This window comes from Caldanaerobius polysaccharolyticus DSM 13641 (assembly GCF_000427425.1).
Classification (GTDB): domain Bacteria; phylum Bacillota; class Thermoanaerobacteria; order Thermoanaerobacterales; family Caldanaerobiaceae; genus Caldanaerobius; species Caldanaerobius polysaccharolyticus.
The window spans coordinates 769,308-787,507 of the sequence record NZ_KE386494.1 but is presented as its reverse complement, the minus strand read 5'-3'; the positions used below and the strand labels follow the sequence as shown (position 1 = coordinate 787,507).

At 36.3% G+C, this 18,200-nt stretch carries 12 protein-coding genes and 2 pseudogenes; 11 read left to right on the top strand and 3 right to left on the bottom strand.

Translation table 11 applies throughout. The features are described 5' to 3' along the window. A pseudogene (locus CALPO_RS13255) lies at positions 1-1,006 on the top strand (IS110 family RNA-guided transposase); the annotation flags it as partial. A gap of 895 nt (positions 1,007-1,901) precedes the next feature. On the opposite strand, the gene CALPO_RS13250 reads toward CALPO_RS13255, so the two are convergent. Continuing rightward, entirely contained in the window at positions 1,902-2,963 is a 1,062-nt protein-coding gene (locus CALPO_RS13250; protein WP_169736181.1) for an IS110 family RNA-guided transposase, read from the bottom strand. A 592-nt stretch (positions 2,964-3,555) separates the two neighbouring features. Here CALPO_RS13250 and CALPO_RS0104700 point away from each other — a divergent pair. From CALPO_RS0104700 to CALPO_RS0104690, 3 genes are all read left to right on the top strand, one after another. After that, on the top strand, positions 3,556-4,344 hold the full coding sequence (locus CALPO_RS0104700) for an FkbM family methyltransferase (protein WP_026486300.1): 789 nt from the start codon (positions 3,556-3,558) through the stop codon (positions 4,342-4,344). Positions 4,345-4,383: 39 nt separating this feature from the next. After that, entirely contained in the window at positions 4,384-8,943 is a 4,560-nt protein-coding gene (locus tag CALPO_RS0104695; protein ID WP_026486299.1) for a glycosyltransferase, read from the top strand. Positions 8,944-9,025: 82 nt separating this feature from the next. After that, complete coding sequence (locus CALPO_RS0104690; RefSeq protein WP_035172321.1) at positions 9,026-11,728, top strand: AAA domain-containing protein; 2,703 nt, start codon at positions 9,026-9,028, stop codon at positions 11,726-11,728. Between the two features lie 21 nt (positions 11,729-11,749). Here CALPO_RS0104690 and CALPO_RS14895 read toward each other — a convergent pair whose 3' ends face one another. Beyond that, positions 11,750-12,679, bottom strand: a complete 930-nt coding sequence (locus CALPO_RS14895; protein WP_245589887.1) for an HD-GYP domain-containing protein — start codon at positions 12,677-12,679, stop codon at positions 11,750-11,752. 330 nt (positions 12,680-13,009) lie between these two features. On the opposite strand from CALPO_RS14895, the gene CALPO_RS0104680 reads away from it, so the two are divergent. The 3 genes from CALPO_RS0104680 (at position 13,010) to CALPO_RS0104670 (ending at position 15,250) form a co-directional block, all read left to right on the top strand. Then, entirely contained in the window at positions 13,010-13,780 is a 771-nt protein-coding gene (locus tag CALPO_RS0104680) for an SDR family oxidoreductase (protein WP_026486296.1), read from the top strand. Positions 13,781-13,876: 96 nt separating this feature from the next. Next, a complete protein-coding gene (gene mntA / locus CALPO_RS0104675; protein ID WP_026486295.1) occupies positions 13,877-14,266 on the top strand; it encodes a type VII toxin-antitoxin system MntA family adenylyltransferase antitoxin in 390 nt (129 codons plus the stop codon). Positions 14,267-14,290: 24 nt separating this feature from the next. After that, positions 14,291-15,250 carry an aldo/keto reductase family protein gene (locus CALPO_RS0104670; protein ID WP_026486294.1) on the top strand — a complete coding sequence of 320 codons (960 nt, stop codon included), beginning with the start codon at positions 14,291-14,293 and terminating at the stop codon, positions 15,248-15,250. Here CALPO_RS0104670 and CALPO_RS0104665 read toward each other — a convergent pair. Continuing rightward, positions 15,245-15,841 (bottom strand): superoxide dismutase, encoded by a 597-nt coding sequence (locus CALPO_RS0104665; protein ID WP_026486293.1) that lies wholly within the window; start codon positions 15,839-15,841, stop codon positions 15,245-15,247. The two genes, CALPO_RS0104670 and CALPO_RS0104665, sit on opposite strands and share 6 nt — an antisense overlap. A gap of 210 nt (positions 15,842-16,051) precedes the next feature. On the opposite strand from CALPO_RS0104665, the gene CALPO_RS0104660 reads away from it, so the two are divergent. The 4 genes and pseudogenes from CALPO_RS0104660 to CALPO_RS15320 all read left to right on the top strand — a co-directional run bounded on the left by CALPO_RS0104660 (position 16,052) and on the right by CALPO_RS15320 (position 18,081). Beyond that, positions 16,052-16,336 carry a DUF5320 domain-containing protein gene (locus tag CALPO_RS0104660; RefSeq protein ID WP_026486292.1) on the top strand — a complete coding sequence of 95 codons (285 nt, stop codon included), beginning with the start codon at positions 16,052-16,054 and terminating at the stop codon, positions 16,334-16,336. A 129-nt stretch (positions 16,337-16,465) separates the two neighbouring features. Further along, positions 16,466-16,756, top strand: a pseudogene (locus CALPO_RS15325) (DUF134 domain-containing protein); the annotation flags it as partial. Positions 16,757-16,958: 202 nt separating this feature from the next. Then, positions 16,959-17,909 (top strand): tRNA dihydrouridine synthase DusB, encoded by a 951-nt coding sequence (gene dusB, locus CALPO_RS0104650; RefSeq protein ID WP_026486290.1) that lies wholly within the window; start codon positions 16,959-16,961, stop codon positions 17,907-17,909. 25 nt (positions 17,910-17,934) lie between these two features. Continuing rightward, positions 17,935-18,081 carry a hypothetical protein gene (locus CALPO_RS15320; protein WP_156940130.1) on the top strand — a complete coding sequence of 49 codons (147 nt, stop codon included), beginning with the start codon at positions 17,935-17,937 and terminating at the stop codon, positions 18,079-18,081. Positions 18,082-18,200 lie beyond the last annotated feature (119 nt).

Below are 18,200 nucleotides of genomic sequence, written 5' to 3'. Positions count from 1 at the left end.
AATGGTATAAAATTGGTATTGGTAAATCCATACCATGTAAAAAGAGCAAAGAACTGGATGATAATTCGCCTACAAAAATGACCGAAAAGATCCAAAAACAATAGCAATGCTCGTCAAAGATGGAAGATATGTAGAACCTAATATACCCGAAGGCATATACGCAGAATTAAGAATTGCAGTAGATATACATGAAAGATTAAATAAAGATTTAATCATGATAAAAACCAAGTTATAAGATGGCTTGATATATACTTTCCAGAATTTAATACAGTATTTGCAGACTGGGAAGGGAAAGCAGCATTAATAACATTAAAAGAATTTCCAACACCAGAAAAGATAATTGAAAAAGGCGTTGAAGGCATAGTATCTTGCTGGAGAAATGAAGTATATAGTGCAGTTGGTAAGAAAAAGGCAATAAATCTTGTAAAAGCTGCAGAAGAGAGTATAGGCAAAAGGCAAGGCATAAAGATAGCAGAATATGAAATAAGGTATCTACTTGAGCGATATGATATAATTACGAAACAAAAAGAAGAAATTGAGGAGAAAATGGAAGAGCTTGCAATGAAAGTACCTGGGGCCCGGGAGATATTGGAGATTAAAGGTGTAGGAATAAATACAGTAGCGGCGTTTATTTCTGAAGTAGGCGATATAAAAAATTATGAACATCCAAGACAGATACAGAAATTAGGGGGATTAAATCTGGTAGAGAACAGTTCCGGAGAGCATGAAGGGGAAACAACAATAAGTAAGAGGGGGCGTAGGCGCTTAAGGAGCATATTATATAAGGCAATATTGCCAATAGTAGCTAAAAATCAGGAATTTCGGATATTACATGAATATTATACGACAAGAAAAGATAACCCCCTAAAAAATAAACAGTCATTGATAGTGTTATGCTGCAAGTTAATAAGGATATTCTTTGCGATATTAAAAAAAAGGAATAAAGTACGATCCTGAAAAAATGTTAAAAGACATAAAAAGGCCATCATTACAGGAAGTTGCATAAAAGCACCGCATTTGCGATTATGCATCGCATCCGCTCGAAGTCTTGGGCAAGGATTAACATCTCGGTTTTGCTTTGCTCACTTCGCAAGCCGACCCTTGACAGCCTCGCGTTCTGCGATGGTTAGGACAATTAAGCGGTGCAAAGGATAATAGTGAAATTGGGTTTCGTAAGGCGATTATGAACTAAGTAGAATTTAACATTGAGAACAAGAGCGGGAGTTGTCAGGTAAGATTTCTCCATAAGGGCAGAGACCCTGTGTACGAGCATAACTGACATCCACCTCATGGAAGGTAGAACGAAGGAATTAAGGACAAAGATCCTGTGAGAGATGGGAGGGTAAACCCCATGAGAAAAGTGGAGCTATCCTGCCATAATATGGAATTAACTTACGTAAGTTTATTAAAGTCATAGTTATAAAGGTAATATAAGTAAAAAATAACAACACCAACCATGAGGCGCTATTATTGCAATGAGAAAATCGAAGAAAAACGAAGATATCGTGAGAAAATGAAAGATAATAGAAGGAGGAGATGTGGTATACTCTTGAGTAAGAACCATAGCTGAAACCCTCCATATGTGTTAGTTTTTTTACCAACCAACATCATATCGGGTTTCATGCTATGGTTCAACTATTTTTTGGTGTCGCCATTTAATTTTATAATTAACCTAAGTTAATTTTTATCTTATTATGTCGATATAAATATTGAAATGTAAAATGATAAAATATTGGCTTGGATATAATTATAAAATGTGTTATTTTAGCAAGAAGGGTAGGTATAAAGAAAATACTTATTGTGATAGGTAAAGTAATTAAAAGACAAGCGATGTAATGTCAAGTAGTATTTTTTGGAACCTTGAAAAATAAAGGCCTTAAAAACTCTAAAAAAGGCAACGCTTAATAAACCTCCATATATTGGATAATAATGGAAGGAAATTTCTTAGCTGAAGAGGTGTCTTCAGCACTAAAGTTACCAGATTGATATTTATTCCACACAAGGCATGCAAATTTGGCTACAGCGCATTCATTTTTAAACCGCTTAACATCACCAATCTCAGCCACAAGGCCTGCGGCTAATACATCGCCGATGCCTGGAATAGTAGTCAGAGTTTGGCGAAAAGCATTAAGCTGTTTAGAGATTTCTTTATCCAGTTTCTTAAGCTGAGATTCAAGAAATCTAATATTTTCAAGAGTCATGGTCAAAGTCATACTAACAGTATCGCACATGTCGGGATTAAGACGATATGCCCTGTTAGCAGCGGATTTAAGTGTTTTAGCAATTTCTTTGGGATTGCTCAATCTATTGTTGCCATGACTCAAGACAAAATCAACAAGATCCTCCATAGGCATAACAGCGATCTCATCAGGAGTAAAAGAATCAAAAACAGAAGTAGATGCTGAGCCAAAGACGTCGCTAAAAGGGCAGTCTTCCTTGTATGAAGAGAACTTGAGATAAAGCAGGTTCAAAGATCTGCTCTTTTCACTGGATATAGTCTGTACCAGGTGGTATCTAAAGCGAGTAAGGCGCTGTAGTGCAGCATATTTAAAGTCAGGTGTAGGAGCAGGGTTTACCCTACCGAATCTGACACAATCAGCAATGACTCTGGCATCAAAATCGTCAGTTTTAGGCAAATGGGTATAAGCCTTTTTAAAACCACTGACGACAGATGGATTCATGACAAAGAATTTAGGGTTAAAAGGTGCCAGGTCAGGAGAAGAAGCCAGGTGAAGATGGAGGTGCCATGCATAATGAGAAGTAGCTTCCATACCAATTTTGACACAGGAAGCATCAATAGCTTTAGCATGTGAGATCACCTCAGAGATGATAGAATCAGCACCTGGTATATCATTAGAAACCGAAAAAGGCTTCTTAATGAGGTTATTGCCATCTTGATCAATAAAGAAAACAGAATTAGATTGACTGCTGATGTCGATACCGACGAATAAAGTACTGGGCACGTAAATTCCTCCTTTCACAAAAAATTTGAGACCAGTACCAGGTTAATCCCTGACAGATTACCGAGAAACAGCCTCGCGATATCAGAACTAAGTCAATACCCATAGGATATACCGTATGGATGCTGAAACATACGGAAGAGTAAGACATGGACAGCAAGCGAGTAAGAACCAAACGAGTAATCCCAGGGGTGCAGTCTTTGGCGAGAAGTACCCCAAAGAAGGGTCTTCAGGGGGGATTCAGAGCGACCCTGCAACCAAATCTTGTAGATAGTTTAACAGAGACAACCTGAAGAAGAAAGAGGGAATACGTGTACTACAATACAAAATGCAGCAAAAGAGCATACATTATATGTTTGGTCGATGTGTAGTCAAGCCTAAAATGAACTCACTGCGTTCGGGCTTGACAACCCATCTTCCCAAACATAGGTAGTAGCTATGCGATGTATGCATAAGTATCAAGTGGCACTTGATAGATTTAATCATGGTGAAATTTAATGAAATAATATTTAAATATCAAGGTTCTTTATTAATCTTGTTAAAGGTCGACCTTTTTGGTTGATTACAAATCATATTATACGAGGAGGAGAAAGGGATGTACGGTACATATATAGGGAACAATAGAGTATTAGTTTCAACACAATGGGGTGGAATGCTTTTAGTTTCTTCAGATGATTTAAGCTTATCACCAACTTTAATTACGAGAGGAGTGTATGATGTAGGCTTAACAAATTATTTAATTAAAACAATAAAACCTGGGAATACCGTTGTTGATATAGGTGCTAATTTAGGTTATTTTACTGTTCTGATGGGATATCTCGTAGGGCCTAATGGCAGAGTATTATCTTATGAAGCAAATCCTAACATTTTTGCCTTACTTCAAGATAATATCTCAATGAATTATCTTAATAAGCAGGTAAATGTTATAAATAAGGCAATATATTCTGATTACTCACAACTGAAGTTTTATGTTACAAGTAGGTTTATGGGTAATTCGTCGATTCATAAACATAACGAAAATTATCAAAATAATTATAAAGTTGATGAATATATCGAGATAGAGGTTGATGCAGAACCATTGGATGCGCATATTGATGAAATTGAGTATATCGACTTTGTCAAAGTAGATATAGAAGGTGGTGAATATCATGCACTGAAAGGTATGGAAAAATTAATATCAGCAGGTAAAATTGATACAATAAGTTTTGAACTAAATAAAAATATGTTACAGGATGATTACAATTGCCTATATAAATATTTAAAAAGTTATTCTGCTTTTAAATATTATATTGTGAATGATAAAGGAGATATAATACCGATGGAAGTTGATGATATATTTAATCATGAATCAATATCAAATGTTATTATAAAAGTTCAGCATTAATTAGGATATAAAAATTATTACAAGCTATGGAGGTTTTTTATGAATATTTTATTTGTGACATTCTGGAAATATCCTCATGTAGGAGGAATATCATCATATATGTCTACTTTAAAGAATGGCTTGGAATCAACGGGAAATAAAGTCCACATATTGTCATATAACAACGTTAAAGAAGAATTAGGTAAACAGTTAACCTTAATAAGCCTTATAGAAAACTATAGAATATTGTTTGCTAATTTAATAGAGGAATTTGTGTCAAAAAATAAAATAGATATAATTGTTGCTAATGATGTTATATCGTTATTGGCAGCAAAACAAGCTCAACTAAATATACCGTGTTTGCTTACTGTTCATGGATACCTTGCTGATGAGTATATTGCTTCAAATTCTATTGTTAAAAATAGTTTGGAGGAAAGGTATTTAAGAGCTATTGAAGAAATCGCTTATATCATTAGTGATAATATCGTTGTTGTTGGAGAACGAATAAAAGAATATATTAGTAAAATTATAAGAAGGAAAATATTTGTATTAGATAATTTTGTTGATACAAAGAGATATAGGCCTTATGATATAAAGCAAAACAATGAAACCTATACTATACTATTTGCAGGAAGGCTTACGAAACAAAAAGGAGTAATATATTTAGTTGAAGCTTTAGAGTTACTACTTAGTGAAAAAATAGATGCTAAACTTATTGTTGCAGGTGATGGTGAGGAAAGAAATTTATTAAAAAAATATATTTTGGAAAATAAACTAGAAAATAATATTGAATTGTTAGGCATTATTGACAATAAACAAATGTTTCAAATATATAATCGATGTAATGTAGTAGTTATACCTTCAATTAAAATTGGTAATGCGGAGGAATCATTTGGGTTTGTTGCAATAGAGGCAATGGCATGTGGTAAGCCGGTAATAGCATCAAACATAGGTGGGTTAAGAAAGATAATTGAAGATGGATATAATGGTTTTTTAGTTCCTGAAAGAAATCCTGAAGCAATAGCTGAAAAGATAAAAATGCTTATGTCGAATCCAGAGCTTTCAAAAGAGGTTGGGATAAATGCGAGAAAGACGGTAGAAGAAAAATTTTCGGTAGAGATTGTTGTAAAAAAGTACCTTAATATCTATAAAGAGACAATAAATAAATATTATGAACTTCGGCAGTGGCCATTGATTATCAATAACTCTGTTAAGAAAATTATAAGTAAGATAAATACACTTAATGATGAGGCAAAAAAATATATAAAAATAAATACGTTGATTTGTGATGGTAGATATGATGATGCGCTTAAAGAGATAAATAATATAGATAATAGAGTCATGAATAAATATAAGGATGTATTTAATTATTTTTATTCGTATATTTATCTGAAATTGGGTAATGTAAAATGTGCGCTTGATTATATAAGCAAGATAAAGTCAATGGATAATGATAAGTACAGATTATTATATGGAGATATACTGTTGTTAAATAATGATTATTCAGGAGCAACTGAGCAGTACTTAAGAATAAGTGACGAAAAGCTAAGAAATATAAGGGTGTCTGTATGTAATTTTATTTCACAAGGATATATAAGAATAAAAAATCATAATGACTTAATAACAAAGTGTTTAGAGATATTTAAAGAAAATAACTATAAATTAGATATTACATATTTGCCTATTGTAAATGGTATAACTGGTGGGATGCGAATCATATATGAGCAGATAAATAGGTTACACGATAGAGGACATAATGTTAATGCGGTAAGTTACTATAGTAATCCAGATTGGTTTAATTTAAAAATTAACGTAAAAAAAGTTGATATTAATGACGATATATCGAAACATATAAATAATAATAATGTAATAATTTATACATTTTGGAATCAATGGTATGAGGTTAATAGATTTGATAATACAATGTTTTTAATACAGGGAGACGAGTTCTTATTTGATGATAGTAAGTTACAAGATATAATGAGGGCTGCTGTGGCTAATAGCTATATATATGCTGAAAGTAAGTTTTTAGCAGTTTCAAGATTTTTAAGTGAAACAATACAAAGAAAATATGGTAGATATTGTGAAATTATTAAAAATGCAATAGATATAGAAAAGTTCTATAATGAAGATTTGGAAACTAAACATGAAAAGATCAAGATAATAATTGTGGGTAATGCTATGCTAAAATTTAAGGGTTTCGATGATATTTTTAAGGCTTTTGATATTGTAAGGAGTAAAGGTTATGATTTTGATGTAATATGGATTACACAAACGCAACCTGAAGTATGTCCAGACTACATAGAGTTATATATAAATCCGCTACAAGATAAAATACCTGAGCTTTATAGAGAAGCTGACATATATGTGTGTGGTTCATATTACGAGGCATGTCCATTGCCACCACTAGAAGCCATGGCTTCAGGGTGTGCTGTAGTTACTACGGACAATGGAGGCGTTAGTGAATATGCAATAGATGGGTACAATTGCTTGATGGTAAAAATAGGAGATTATATAGGGATGGCAGAAAGTATTATAAAATTAATTGAAGATAAACAACTAAGAACACAATTAATAAGTAATAGTTTAAAAACAGCTAAAGAATTTACATGGGATAAAGCAATTGATATTCTTGAAAATCTTTTAATAAGAGAATATTTGGATATTAAAATGTTTAAGTTTCAACAAATAAAAAACAACACCCTCTCCCTCTGCCTCATAACTAAGGACGAAGAGAAGAACATAGCCCGTTGCATAAACAGCGTTAAAGATATTGTGGATGAGATAGTTGTGGTGGATACAGGTTCGAAGGATAGGACGGTGGAGATCGCTGAAAGTTTTGGCGCCAAAGTTATTCATGCGAAATGGGAAGATGACTTCAGTAAAGCTAAGAATATCGCTATAGAAAATGCTACGTCTGACTGGATATTGTTTCTTGATGCTGACGAAGAGATTGCGAAGGAGGATGTACCCAAGATAAAGGAACTTATGCAGGACGATTCTGTCGAGGCATATTTATTGAAGTTTATAAACTATGCCGGCTATACCGTGGGAAATGCCAGTACTGAAGTTCATTACAATTTCAGGCTGTTCAGGAATAATGGAAGGTTAAAATATATATACCCTGTACACGAAAATTTGAGGGATATAGTAGAGAATAGGGTTCCGGTATATAAAAAATCCGACGTGACGATTCTACACTACGGCTATCTGAATGAGACGAGGGTAGAGAAGAATAAGACAGAGAGATACATAAGATTGATATTGAATTACTTAATGCAACATCCTGATGACCAGTTCCAGCATTCCAATTTGGCAGTGGAATACTACAACGCCGGCCAATACGATAAAGCGCTCAAGCATTTACTGATTGCGTCTAGAAATATAGACTTGAATACTTTCGGTGCTACCAGGATTATACGCTACCTCATTGCTACATATACGGCATTGAAGGATTATGATACCGCCCTTAAAATTGCAGAGGACGCTAAAGCGTACTACAGTGATATGGCAGATTATCCGTACCTTGAAGGCATGATATATTTTGAGCAAAAGAGGTATGAAAAGGCCATAGAGGTATTTAAAGAGTGCCTGGAGATAGGTGAATACAAAGGTATATTGGTAGCATTAGGAGGAACAGGGAGCTATAGAGCACGATATATGCGTGCAATGTGTTTTGAGAGGTTGAACAGATTAAACGATGCTGTAGAAAATTATATAGAGGCGTTAAAGTTAAATAGGACATTCCAGGATGCATTTATAAAGTTGTTTGACATCCTAATAAAAAATGAAAGACCTGAAGATGTGCGTAGTTTCTTTAATAAATACGTGGATACATCTTCCCCTGTAAACAAGGTCATTCTTGCCAGGCTATACATGAATATTGGAAGATTTGACATTGCGAAGGAGTATCTCGATGAAATTAATTTGGATATTGAGGGTTTGAACAACATAAGAGGTATTGTGTACATGGGATTAAAGAACTACGACAAAGCTATTCAAGCATTTGATGCAGAATACGGCAAAGCAAAGCGAGAAGCTAATATGTGGAAGGTCTTGTGTTATATACTTTCAGGTCAAAGAGATAATGCATTAAAAGTGCTGGAAAATATGGATGATAGTCAAGATAAAAAGTTGTACCTTGCAGTACTAGGAAAAGAAAAAACAAATTTTCATGACATTAAAGATAGCTACTTTACACTTTTGGACAACCTTATAAAATTAGGTGAATTTGATATCTACAATGAGGTGTTGAGCCTGTACGTCAGCTCATTCTCCTGTCAGGATTACGAGAGATACGGTCAACTTATGGAGAGTTACGGGCTTAAGGATCTGGCTTTTGAGGCATATATGAACGCAGCAAACCTCGACAGCAAAAATCCTACGGTATACAGATACCTATCCGAAAAGGCTGTTGAGCAGGGCATGTATGATGAAGCTTTGTCTTTGGCCTTTAACGCTTTAAATCTGGATGAGAGGGATGTAGATAGCTATACTTTGTTATATAAGATATATGTGACTATTGATAGATTTGATGAAGCAGAACAGATAAATAATGCTATAAAAGATATATATCCTGACGTAGACCTAAAAGAGAGAGTTAGTGGGCATTGTAAATAATATTTCTTTTGGTAAGGCTGCACTTAAGTGTAGTCTTACTTTTTGATACCGGCCATACTAGGAGGATGTAAAATTGGAGGGTATGAAGTCATTATGTTATATCAATAATTTTATTAAAGCCCTTGAAAAAGAAATAGAAGCTATAAAGTGTAGTAGAGAAAATCACTTTATCAAAATATATAACGGTATTTTTATTGGCAAGGATTTATCTGGTTTTATATATAAATTTACTTATGACAGTGAATTATATAGTATAGATGAAATTCCGTGCAAAATTGAGATCAGTGGCCAAATATATTCAGCGGAAATAATATCATCTACCAGTTCGGAATTGGAGATAATAATAGAAGAATATATAGATAACAATATTAAGGAGGCGGTTTTGGATTTCAAGCCATGGTATTTATTGGATATATTAAGGCATAAATATATTGAGTGCAAGAAAAATATAAAAAAATTTGATTTTAGTTTGAGCGATAAGATATTTAGCGGACATATAGATGATGCAAATGATGATATTAATTGTGATATATCCGGTGATGAATTAAATGATGCGCAGATAAAGGCCATTAAAGCTTCTTACAATCGACCTTTATGTATAATATGGGGACCACCTGGAACCGGGAAAACTAAGACATTGGCAAAAGCTATTGAAGCGCATTTAAAAGCAAAGCGAAGAGTACTATTAGTATCCCACGCCAATAATGCTGTAGATGAAGCAATGAAGGAAGTTTTATCAATTTTTAAAGAAAGTGACTTATATAAGGAAGGCAGAATTATTCGTTATGGAAAGCCACAATCTAAATTTATGGAGTTATATAATAGAGATTATAAAAATGTTTTGTTCGATAATGTAATAAATGAAAAATTTGGATTGTTAATAAAGGAGAAAGAATTTTTAAAGAAAGCCATATCCAGAATAGAAGCAAAATTTGAAGAGATAGAAAGAGATAAGGAGTATTTAAAAAATATAAATAAAGCTTTAAAAGAAATAGATTTTAGTTTACAGGTTTTAAAATCCCATTTGAATCAGTACGCAGGGAGCAGCGATAAAGAAGGATATGCCGAGGAGATTAAAGAAGCAATAAAGAAAAAGGAATTAGAAAAAGCTAATCTAGAAGAAAAAAGCGAAGAAATATGTGAAGCTATAAATAATAATCAAAATATATTAAAAAATATATTAAATAAGCGAGAGCAAGATATTGAAAGAGTTCAGCTGATGAAAGAAAGAATCACTGAAATAGATAACATATTAGCAACTAACAGTGATGATATTATATCTAAAGCTATGCTTGTTTCAACGACTGTTACAAAGACGTTTTGTGATGAAAAAATGTCAAATAAATATTTTGATGTATTAATTATTGACGAGGTGAGCATGGTTCCATTGCCTCAATTGTATTGGGTGATAGCCAGGAGTAAAAAATATGTTACAGTTGCGGGTGACTTTTTACAGCTACCTCCTATATGTATATCGGAAGATAGGATGGTAAAAGAGTGGTTTGGAAGAAATATTTTTAATATTATGAAAATCGATAAAGTAGATGTAGCATATAATTACAAATTAGTGAGATTATTAGATACGCAATATAGAATGGTCCCTCAAATATCCTCTATAGTGAATATGTTTTTTTATCAAAATAAACTCAAAGATCACGAGAGCGTAATGAACAGAAATTTAGATGATTCTATAGCGGATTTCCCACTTGTCTTGGTGGATACAAAGGATGTGAACCCTCCATGTTATAAAGTATCCTATGGAAGTAGATTTAATATCTATAATGCATTTGTTTGTGCTAAAATCGCAAAAAAGATTTTAGAGAGTAACGAGAGTATACAAATTGGTATAATTACACCGTATTCGTTACAATCGAGATTGATTGCTAAATTAATAAGGGAATGGGGATTAAGAGAAAATGTTCGAGTTAGCACAGTTCACAGATTCCAGGGAGGTGAAGAAGATGTAATCTTATTTGATGCATCAGATAGTATTGGACTTACAATATCTCCGCTTTTAAATGATTTAATTCCTGATTCGAATGCAGATTTATTATTTAACGTGGCGATTTCAAGAGCAAAGAGCCGCTTTTACTTTATTGGCAATACAAAGTATTTATTATCTCAACTCAATATGAGTTCTTTAATATATAGGATAATAAGTTATATATGTCGTGAATCCACCAAAATACCTGCTGAAAATTTTATTAAAAATATTAATGCTACTGATGTGATTACGTATTGTAAGTTAGAAGCAAGAAATAAGGAAGAGGTTTGGACAAAACTATCCGACGATTTAAAGAATGTTAGTAGACAAATTGTTATTGTTTGTACAAAGATTTCATTAATCGTGAAGGTATTTAATGAGATATTTGCTAAAATAAAAGGTCGAGAGGTTGATATTAAAGTTTATACAAAACCTGTATACTGGGACTATACAAGTAAAGACGCAAAGGTAATTAATATTTTGCGAGATAAGGGAGTAACTGTAATAGAAAGAACAACCGTAAATAAAAATCTACTTATCATAGATTCTGTAATATGGGAAGGGAATATTAATATGTTTTGCAATTCTGGATATTCGGGAACTGTGAGGAGATATGAGAGTGCCTTAGCCGTTGAGGAAATAATTAAGAATTTGGAGCTGAATAAATCAAATGCACTTGGTGATGTTGTTGACAAACCATGTCCCAGGTGCGGCAGGCCTATGGTGATCAGGAAGGGTAAACACAGAACTTTTTTAGGATGTATTGGATATCCTGGATGCGATGGGAAAATATTCAGCTAAACGTAAAAAATGGGCATGGAATCATGCTTCCAAGCCCATTTCTGATATGGCTGATAAAAATACATTTACGACCTGTGGATCAAACTGGCTGCCCGAATTTGCAACTATTTCGTTTATGGCTTTTGGAAAAGGATACGGGTTTCTGTACGGCCTGTGGGATATCATGGCATCAAGGCTGTCTGCTAAAGCTATTATTCTGGAGCCAAGGGGTATTTGGTCCTCCTTTAGACCTGCCGGGTATCCTTTTCCATCATATCTTTCGTGGTGGTGAAGTATGAGGGGGACCAGATCTGCCATGGTGTTGACTTTTTTAATGATTTCTGCTCCTATAACCGGGTGGTCCTTTATATGGGCAAATTCTTCTGCAGAGAGTTTTTGCGGCTTATTTAATATGGTGGTGTTAATCCCTATCTTACCTATATCGTGAAGTCTCGCCGCTAAATATATTTTTTCTATTTCTTTAGAGGCCAAATCCATTTTCTGTGCTATCAATTTTGCTAGCCTGCTTACTCTTTTGGAATGATCATGGGTGTATAAATCTTTTGCTTCTAAAGCTGATAGCAAAGCGTCTATTGTATCTTGTATACCCTGGGAGAATTTAGAATAATATTCTTGTACCGCTTCTGTTTTAACTTTTAATTTAGCTATTAAAGCAAATACTACAAAGTAAATAGGTATACTTATTTCAAATAGCCATAATAAAGGGTTACTCCTATCCAGTAAATACAGGGTTAACAGCTTACCTGAAATGGCCAGTAGAGGAAATACTATTGCATACCTGTAGTTGTATAAGAAAGCTGCTATTATTATAGGTATGTAGTACAATCGCGAGTATACGTAATAGTGTACTATGTCACGTCCAAAACGATAAGATACCCAGTATATTGCGATCGTCGCTAAAAGTAAAAGCGAGAAAATTAAAATTCTATAGTTTTTTAGTTTTAAAGTCACGACGGTATTCTCTCCTTCTATTCTTCCATGGAACAGGCATATGTCTAGACTACGCGGACCTTTTCTTTTTTACTTTTTGCTAGATTTGGGAAGTAATAGAGTGTTTTATTTAAGATAATGCACTTAGAAAAGAAAATTCTATGGCAAATTTTAAGGCACTACAAACACTTGCTGAAATCTTCCTTTATTGATTGCCAACACTCTCCGTCCCTTTTTCAGCCTATATTGTAGCATAAAAGCATATGTTTTGTATAGAGATTTATTTGTAAAGTTTTTGTAAAGTTTATGGTATAATTTAACTATATGAATGAAAACAGGGAGGCTGACATTATGGGAAAGTTTGATAATAAGGTAGTCATAGTGACAGGAGGAGGTCAGGGCATTGGCAGGGCTATTTCTCGGGCTTTTGCTCGGGAAGGAGCTTGTGTTGTCATTGCTGACATAGATGATGAAGCCGGGTTGGAGAATAAAGAATACATAATAAGCAATGGTGGAAAATGCATTTTTGTCCATACGGATGTGGCTATCGAAGAAGATGTGAAAAACATGGTGGACGAAGCTGTAAAGGCCTTTGGCAGAGTGGATATATTGATAAACAATGCTGGTATAGGAACAGGCGGTACCATTTATACAAGAGATATGAAGGATTGGGATAGGGTTATAGCCGTAAATTTAAGGGGAACATATATGTGTTCCAAGTACGCTGCCTTGAAGATGAGGGATCTGGGCGGAGGGGTTATAATTAATATAGCGTCTACCAGGGCTTTTATGTCAGAACCACATACAGAGCCTTATTCTGCGTCAAAAGGGGGTATAATAGCCCTTACTCATTCATTGGCTATAAGCCTGGGGCCGGATCATATCAGGGTAAATTCTATAAGCCCGGGGTGGATAGAGGTTTCTGAATGGAAGAAAAGCTCGCAGGCCACAAAACCTGTTCTCACAGAGGCAGATCATAAGCAACATCCGGTGGGCCGCGTAGGCAGACCGGAGGACATAGCTAGTGCGTGCTTATTCCTGGCATCAGAAGAAGCAGGGTTTATAACAGGAGCCAATCTTACCATAGATGGTGGTATGACTGTTAAGATGATTTATGTGTAAGATTTTCAGGGCGTAAATCGCCCTTTTGCTATATGATTTGGAATACATATTATGGTATAATAAATATGAGGAATGCAAAAAGGATAAGGTGAAAATATGGACTATTTAGAGACCTTAAAAGATTTTTTTAAGGATAAAGATTATGTTTTAATGGGGTTTTTATTTGGATCTGCAGCCAAAGGAAAGCAGACGAAGGAGTCTGATATTGACATTGCTGTGTATTTAAAGAATTATGATGAATCTCTGGTTTATTTATTATGGAATCAGCTGGAGGATTTACTCAAGCGCGATGTAGATCTCATCATATTAAACAATGCCAATGCGACTATTGCATGGGAAGCTATTAGAGGTCAAAAAATAGTAATAAAAGATGAGCAATTATATATAAATTATATGCTTGATGTTTCAATGGAAGCAGAAGATTTCAGAAATGTTGTATACGATATTTATAGAGTGCGCCAAGAAAGAAGGACAAACTTAAAATAAAACCTTAACAGAAAGGATGGTATTATGAAATACCGCAAAGTCGGAAGGTATGGGATTAAGGTCAGCGAGATAGCTCTGGGCAGCTGGCTTACATATGGAGGGTCTTATGGACAGGAGCAGGCCAACGCCTGTGTTAAAAAGGCCTATGACCTGGGTATCAATTATTTTGATACCGCTGATGTCTACGGAGCAGGCCAGACTTATCCTGGCGCCGCTGAGGAGATTCTCGCAAAGGCGCTAAAGGATTTCCCCAGAAGCTCTTACGTGCTGGCTACCAAAACGTTCTGGCCTGTGGGAGATGGGCCCAACGACAGGGGGTTGTCCCGCAAGCACATCATGGAACAGTGTAACGCCAGTTTAAAGAGGCTGAACACCGATTATGTGGATATATTTTACTGCCACAGGTATGATCCAGATACGCCTATTGACGAAGTGATGCGGGCCCTTGACGATCTGGTGCATCAGGGCAAGGTGTTGTATGTAGGCGTAAGCGAGTGGAGTCCCGCGCAGATTCTGGACGGCGTATATACCGCAAGGCAGTTAAACTTAAACCCCATTGCGATTAACCAGCCTGTGTACAACATGTTAAACCGATACATAGAAAAAGAGGTTATGCCTATCTGTGCCAGAGAAGGTATAGGGCTTGCGGTTTTCAGCCCGCTGGCTCAGGGTGTTTTGACGGGAAAATACAAAAAAGGAGGGGGCATTCCCGAAGGGAGCAGGGCAGCTGACCCCAAGGTAGGCCATTTTGTGCAGGGATATCTGACCGATGAAAACCTGGATAAAGTGGAAAGGCTTAAAGACATTGCAGCAGAAAATGGAATGACTGTTGCGCAGCTGGCCCTTGCCTGGATATTGCAGCACAAAGAGATAAGCAGCGTCATCATCGGCGCATCTAGGCCTGAGCAGATAGAAGAAAACGTAAAGGCCGTGGGTGTTACGCTGGATGAAAACACTATGAACGCTATAGAGGAAATCCTATAAGTTGTGCATGTCCACCCACAGTGATACCCTCTTGTTGACTTCGCTCCATTTTATGTTATCCATAAATGCCTTTATATACCCCTTTTTATCCGTACCGTAATCTATAAAATAGGCGTGTTCGTAGGTGTCCATCACCAGGAGTGGGGCCGTTCTGACGATAATGCCGTGGTTGTGAAGATCCTGCAAATAATTGTGAAGTTTCAAATCTATAGGGTCAAAGCACAGAACGGTCCAACCCCTGGAGGATATTCCGCATGCGATAAAATCCTCTTTCCATGCCTCAAAGGACCCAAAGCTGGCGGCTATCATATGGCTTATTAAGCCAACGGGCATACCTCCAGGGCCGCCCAGGTTTTCAAAATACAGCTCGTGGAGCTTTACTCCGTCAAGGCTGTAGCTTTCTTCTAATTTCAGCTCTCTGTATTCGCTGTATGTGGCGTTAGCTTTCGTGCGATCAGCAGTCAGCAATTTATCCCATATCTCATTGGTCTTATTCACGTAACCTTCATATAGTTTATAATGCTCTGTCAGCGCCTTTTGAGATATTCCCTTCAATACCAGGTTATATTTTTTAGCTACAAGCTTATCCATATTTATCACCTCAAGAGTAAAATCAATGATTAATACATAATATGAAAATTATAAGCTTTAAGTTGCTGCTTTTTAGCGGTATGAGTTTATTTCTGTGTTGCAATGTTTTTGAAATAGAAATTTTAAAATTAGTTATTGACATATGCCCATAATAATTGTATAATCATAATCGAATAGGGCATATGCCAATAATTAAAGGAGGGATTTATAATGCCAGGAAGAGATGGAACAGGTCCTGTGGGAATGGGGCCGATGAAAGGTCATGGAGGAGGTTTTTGTGGCGGATACGGCTATCCGGCCTATGCGGCAGGATATGTCAGGAAGGGTTGTTGCCACTATTACGGTCTACCGCATCACTGGGGATTTTACCCATGTAATATAGAAGAAGAAGCGAAAGTGCTGGAAGCCAGAGCAGAGTTCCTTCAAAGACACCTTGATGCTATAAAAAGAAGGCTAAAAGATTTAAAAAACCGCGATGAAGGCGGTGACAATTAAGTAGTAAAAGGGGCTAATTTTCAAAGTTAAAGGAGCGTTTTAAGCCCCTTTTATTTTGATTGTATACTTAGTATAATAAGATAATTAAAGAATATCTTAATTATTTGTTAAACAAATGGAGTGATGGCTTTGCCAAGACCTGTTAAGTGGAGAAGAGTGGAGTTTTTGCCTGATATAAATTACTTTGTACCTGTGGGTGTGCCAAGAGGGCATATGCAGGAGAATGTATTAAAGGTAGAGGAGCTGGAGGCCCTTAGGCTTAAAGATATAGAAGGTCTGGAGCAGGATGAATGTGCCGCGAGGATGGAAATATCGAGGCAGACTTTTCAACGCATTTTGAATGAAGCCAGGGCAAAAGTAGCAGATAGTCTTGTAAACGGCAAGGCTATAAGGGTTGAAGGTGGCAATTATACAGTACACGTATGTGAGTTTGAATGCCTGAGCTGTGGCAATATGTGGGAAGACAGTTTTGAAAATTTAGAAAAGATGAGAGAAGGCAAGCTTGAATGCCCCAAGTGTGGTTCTACCGAAACGGTCTGTACCAACAGAGGGCCATTTTGCCATGGGAAGTGCCACCGCCATGGGCATCATGGACACGATCTATAAATGTGGGGTCGATACAATGAAGATAGGTGACGTTGTATTAAAGAATAATATATTTTTATCTCCTATGGCAGGGGTTACTGATAAGCCTTTCAGGATGTTGTGTCAGGAGATGGGTTGCGGGCTGGCTTATACGGAAATGGTCAGCGCTAAAGGCCTTTACTACGGTAGTGAGAATACGAAGTTTTTGATGGATATCGGCGATGAAGAACAGGTGGCGTTGCAGATATTCGGTTCCGATCCGGATATAATGGGCGAGATAGCAGAAAGATTAAACGGGTCCAAGGCCTTGATAATAGATATAAATATGGGGTGTCCTACGCCTAAAATCGTAAAGAATGGCGATGGGTCTGCCCTAATGCTAAAACCCGAACTGGCGGAAAAAATTATAAGGGCGGTGGTGGCGGCCTCAAAGAAGCCCGTGACGGTGAAAATAAGAAAAGGTTGGGATGACCAACACGTAAATGCTGTGGAAATCGCGCAAATCGCAGAAAATTGCGGTGTGGCGGCAGTGGCGGTCCATGGCAGGACCAGGGAACAATTTTATTCAGGAAAAGCGGATTGGGATATAATACGCAGCGTCAAAGAGGCTGTGAAGATTCCCGTTATAGGTAACGGCGACATTTTTTCTCCGGAGGACGCTAAAAATATGCTGGAGTATACCGGCTGTGATGCCGTGCTTATAGGGAGAGGGGCTCAAGGTAATCCATGGATATTTAAGAGGACTGTTCATTACTTAAAAACAGGGGAATTGCTCCCTGAGCCATCCCTTAAAGAGAAAGTAGATATGATTTTAAGGCACCTGGACATGATGGTACAGTATAAAGGAGAAAATAAAGGAATACAGGAGATGAGAAAGCACATAGGATGGTATCTTAAAGGGATTCATGGAAGTGCCAGGTTGAGAGACAGCATCAATAAGATGACGGATTATAATGAGATAAAGGAATTGCTTCTCACTTTGATATAAGTGAGAAAAGTACGCTGGAGATAAAGTGGACCTATGCTCTGTCATCAATGCCAAGTCAGAGGGCATTAAATGCTATTCTTTGATGAGCGAGGACAAGATTGTTGAGCAGGCAATACAGAAGGAGAAAAACGGAGCCAGGCACTGCGATATAGCCACCAGTGGCTTGGGGTAATAATGGCGATGAGGAAGAATTTCAGGTAATTTTAAGGGATAAATCTCAAGCTGTGTGCATGTCTGGGCACTTTGACGAGAAAAGCAGCCTTGATACTAAAGGAAGTGGGTGTTGAGAGG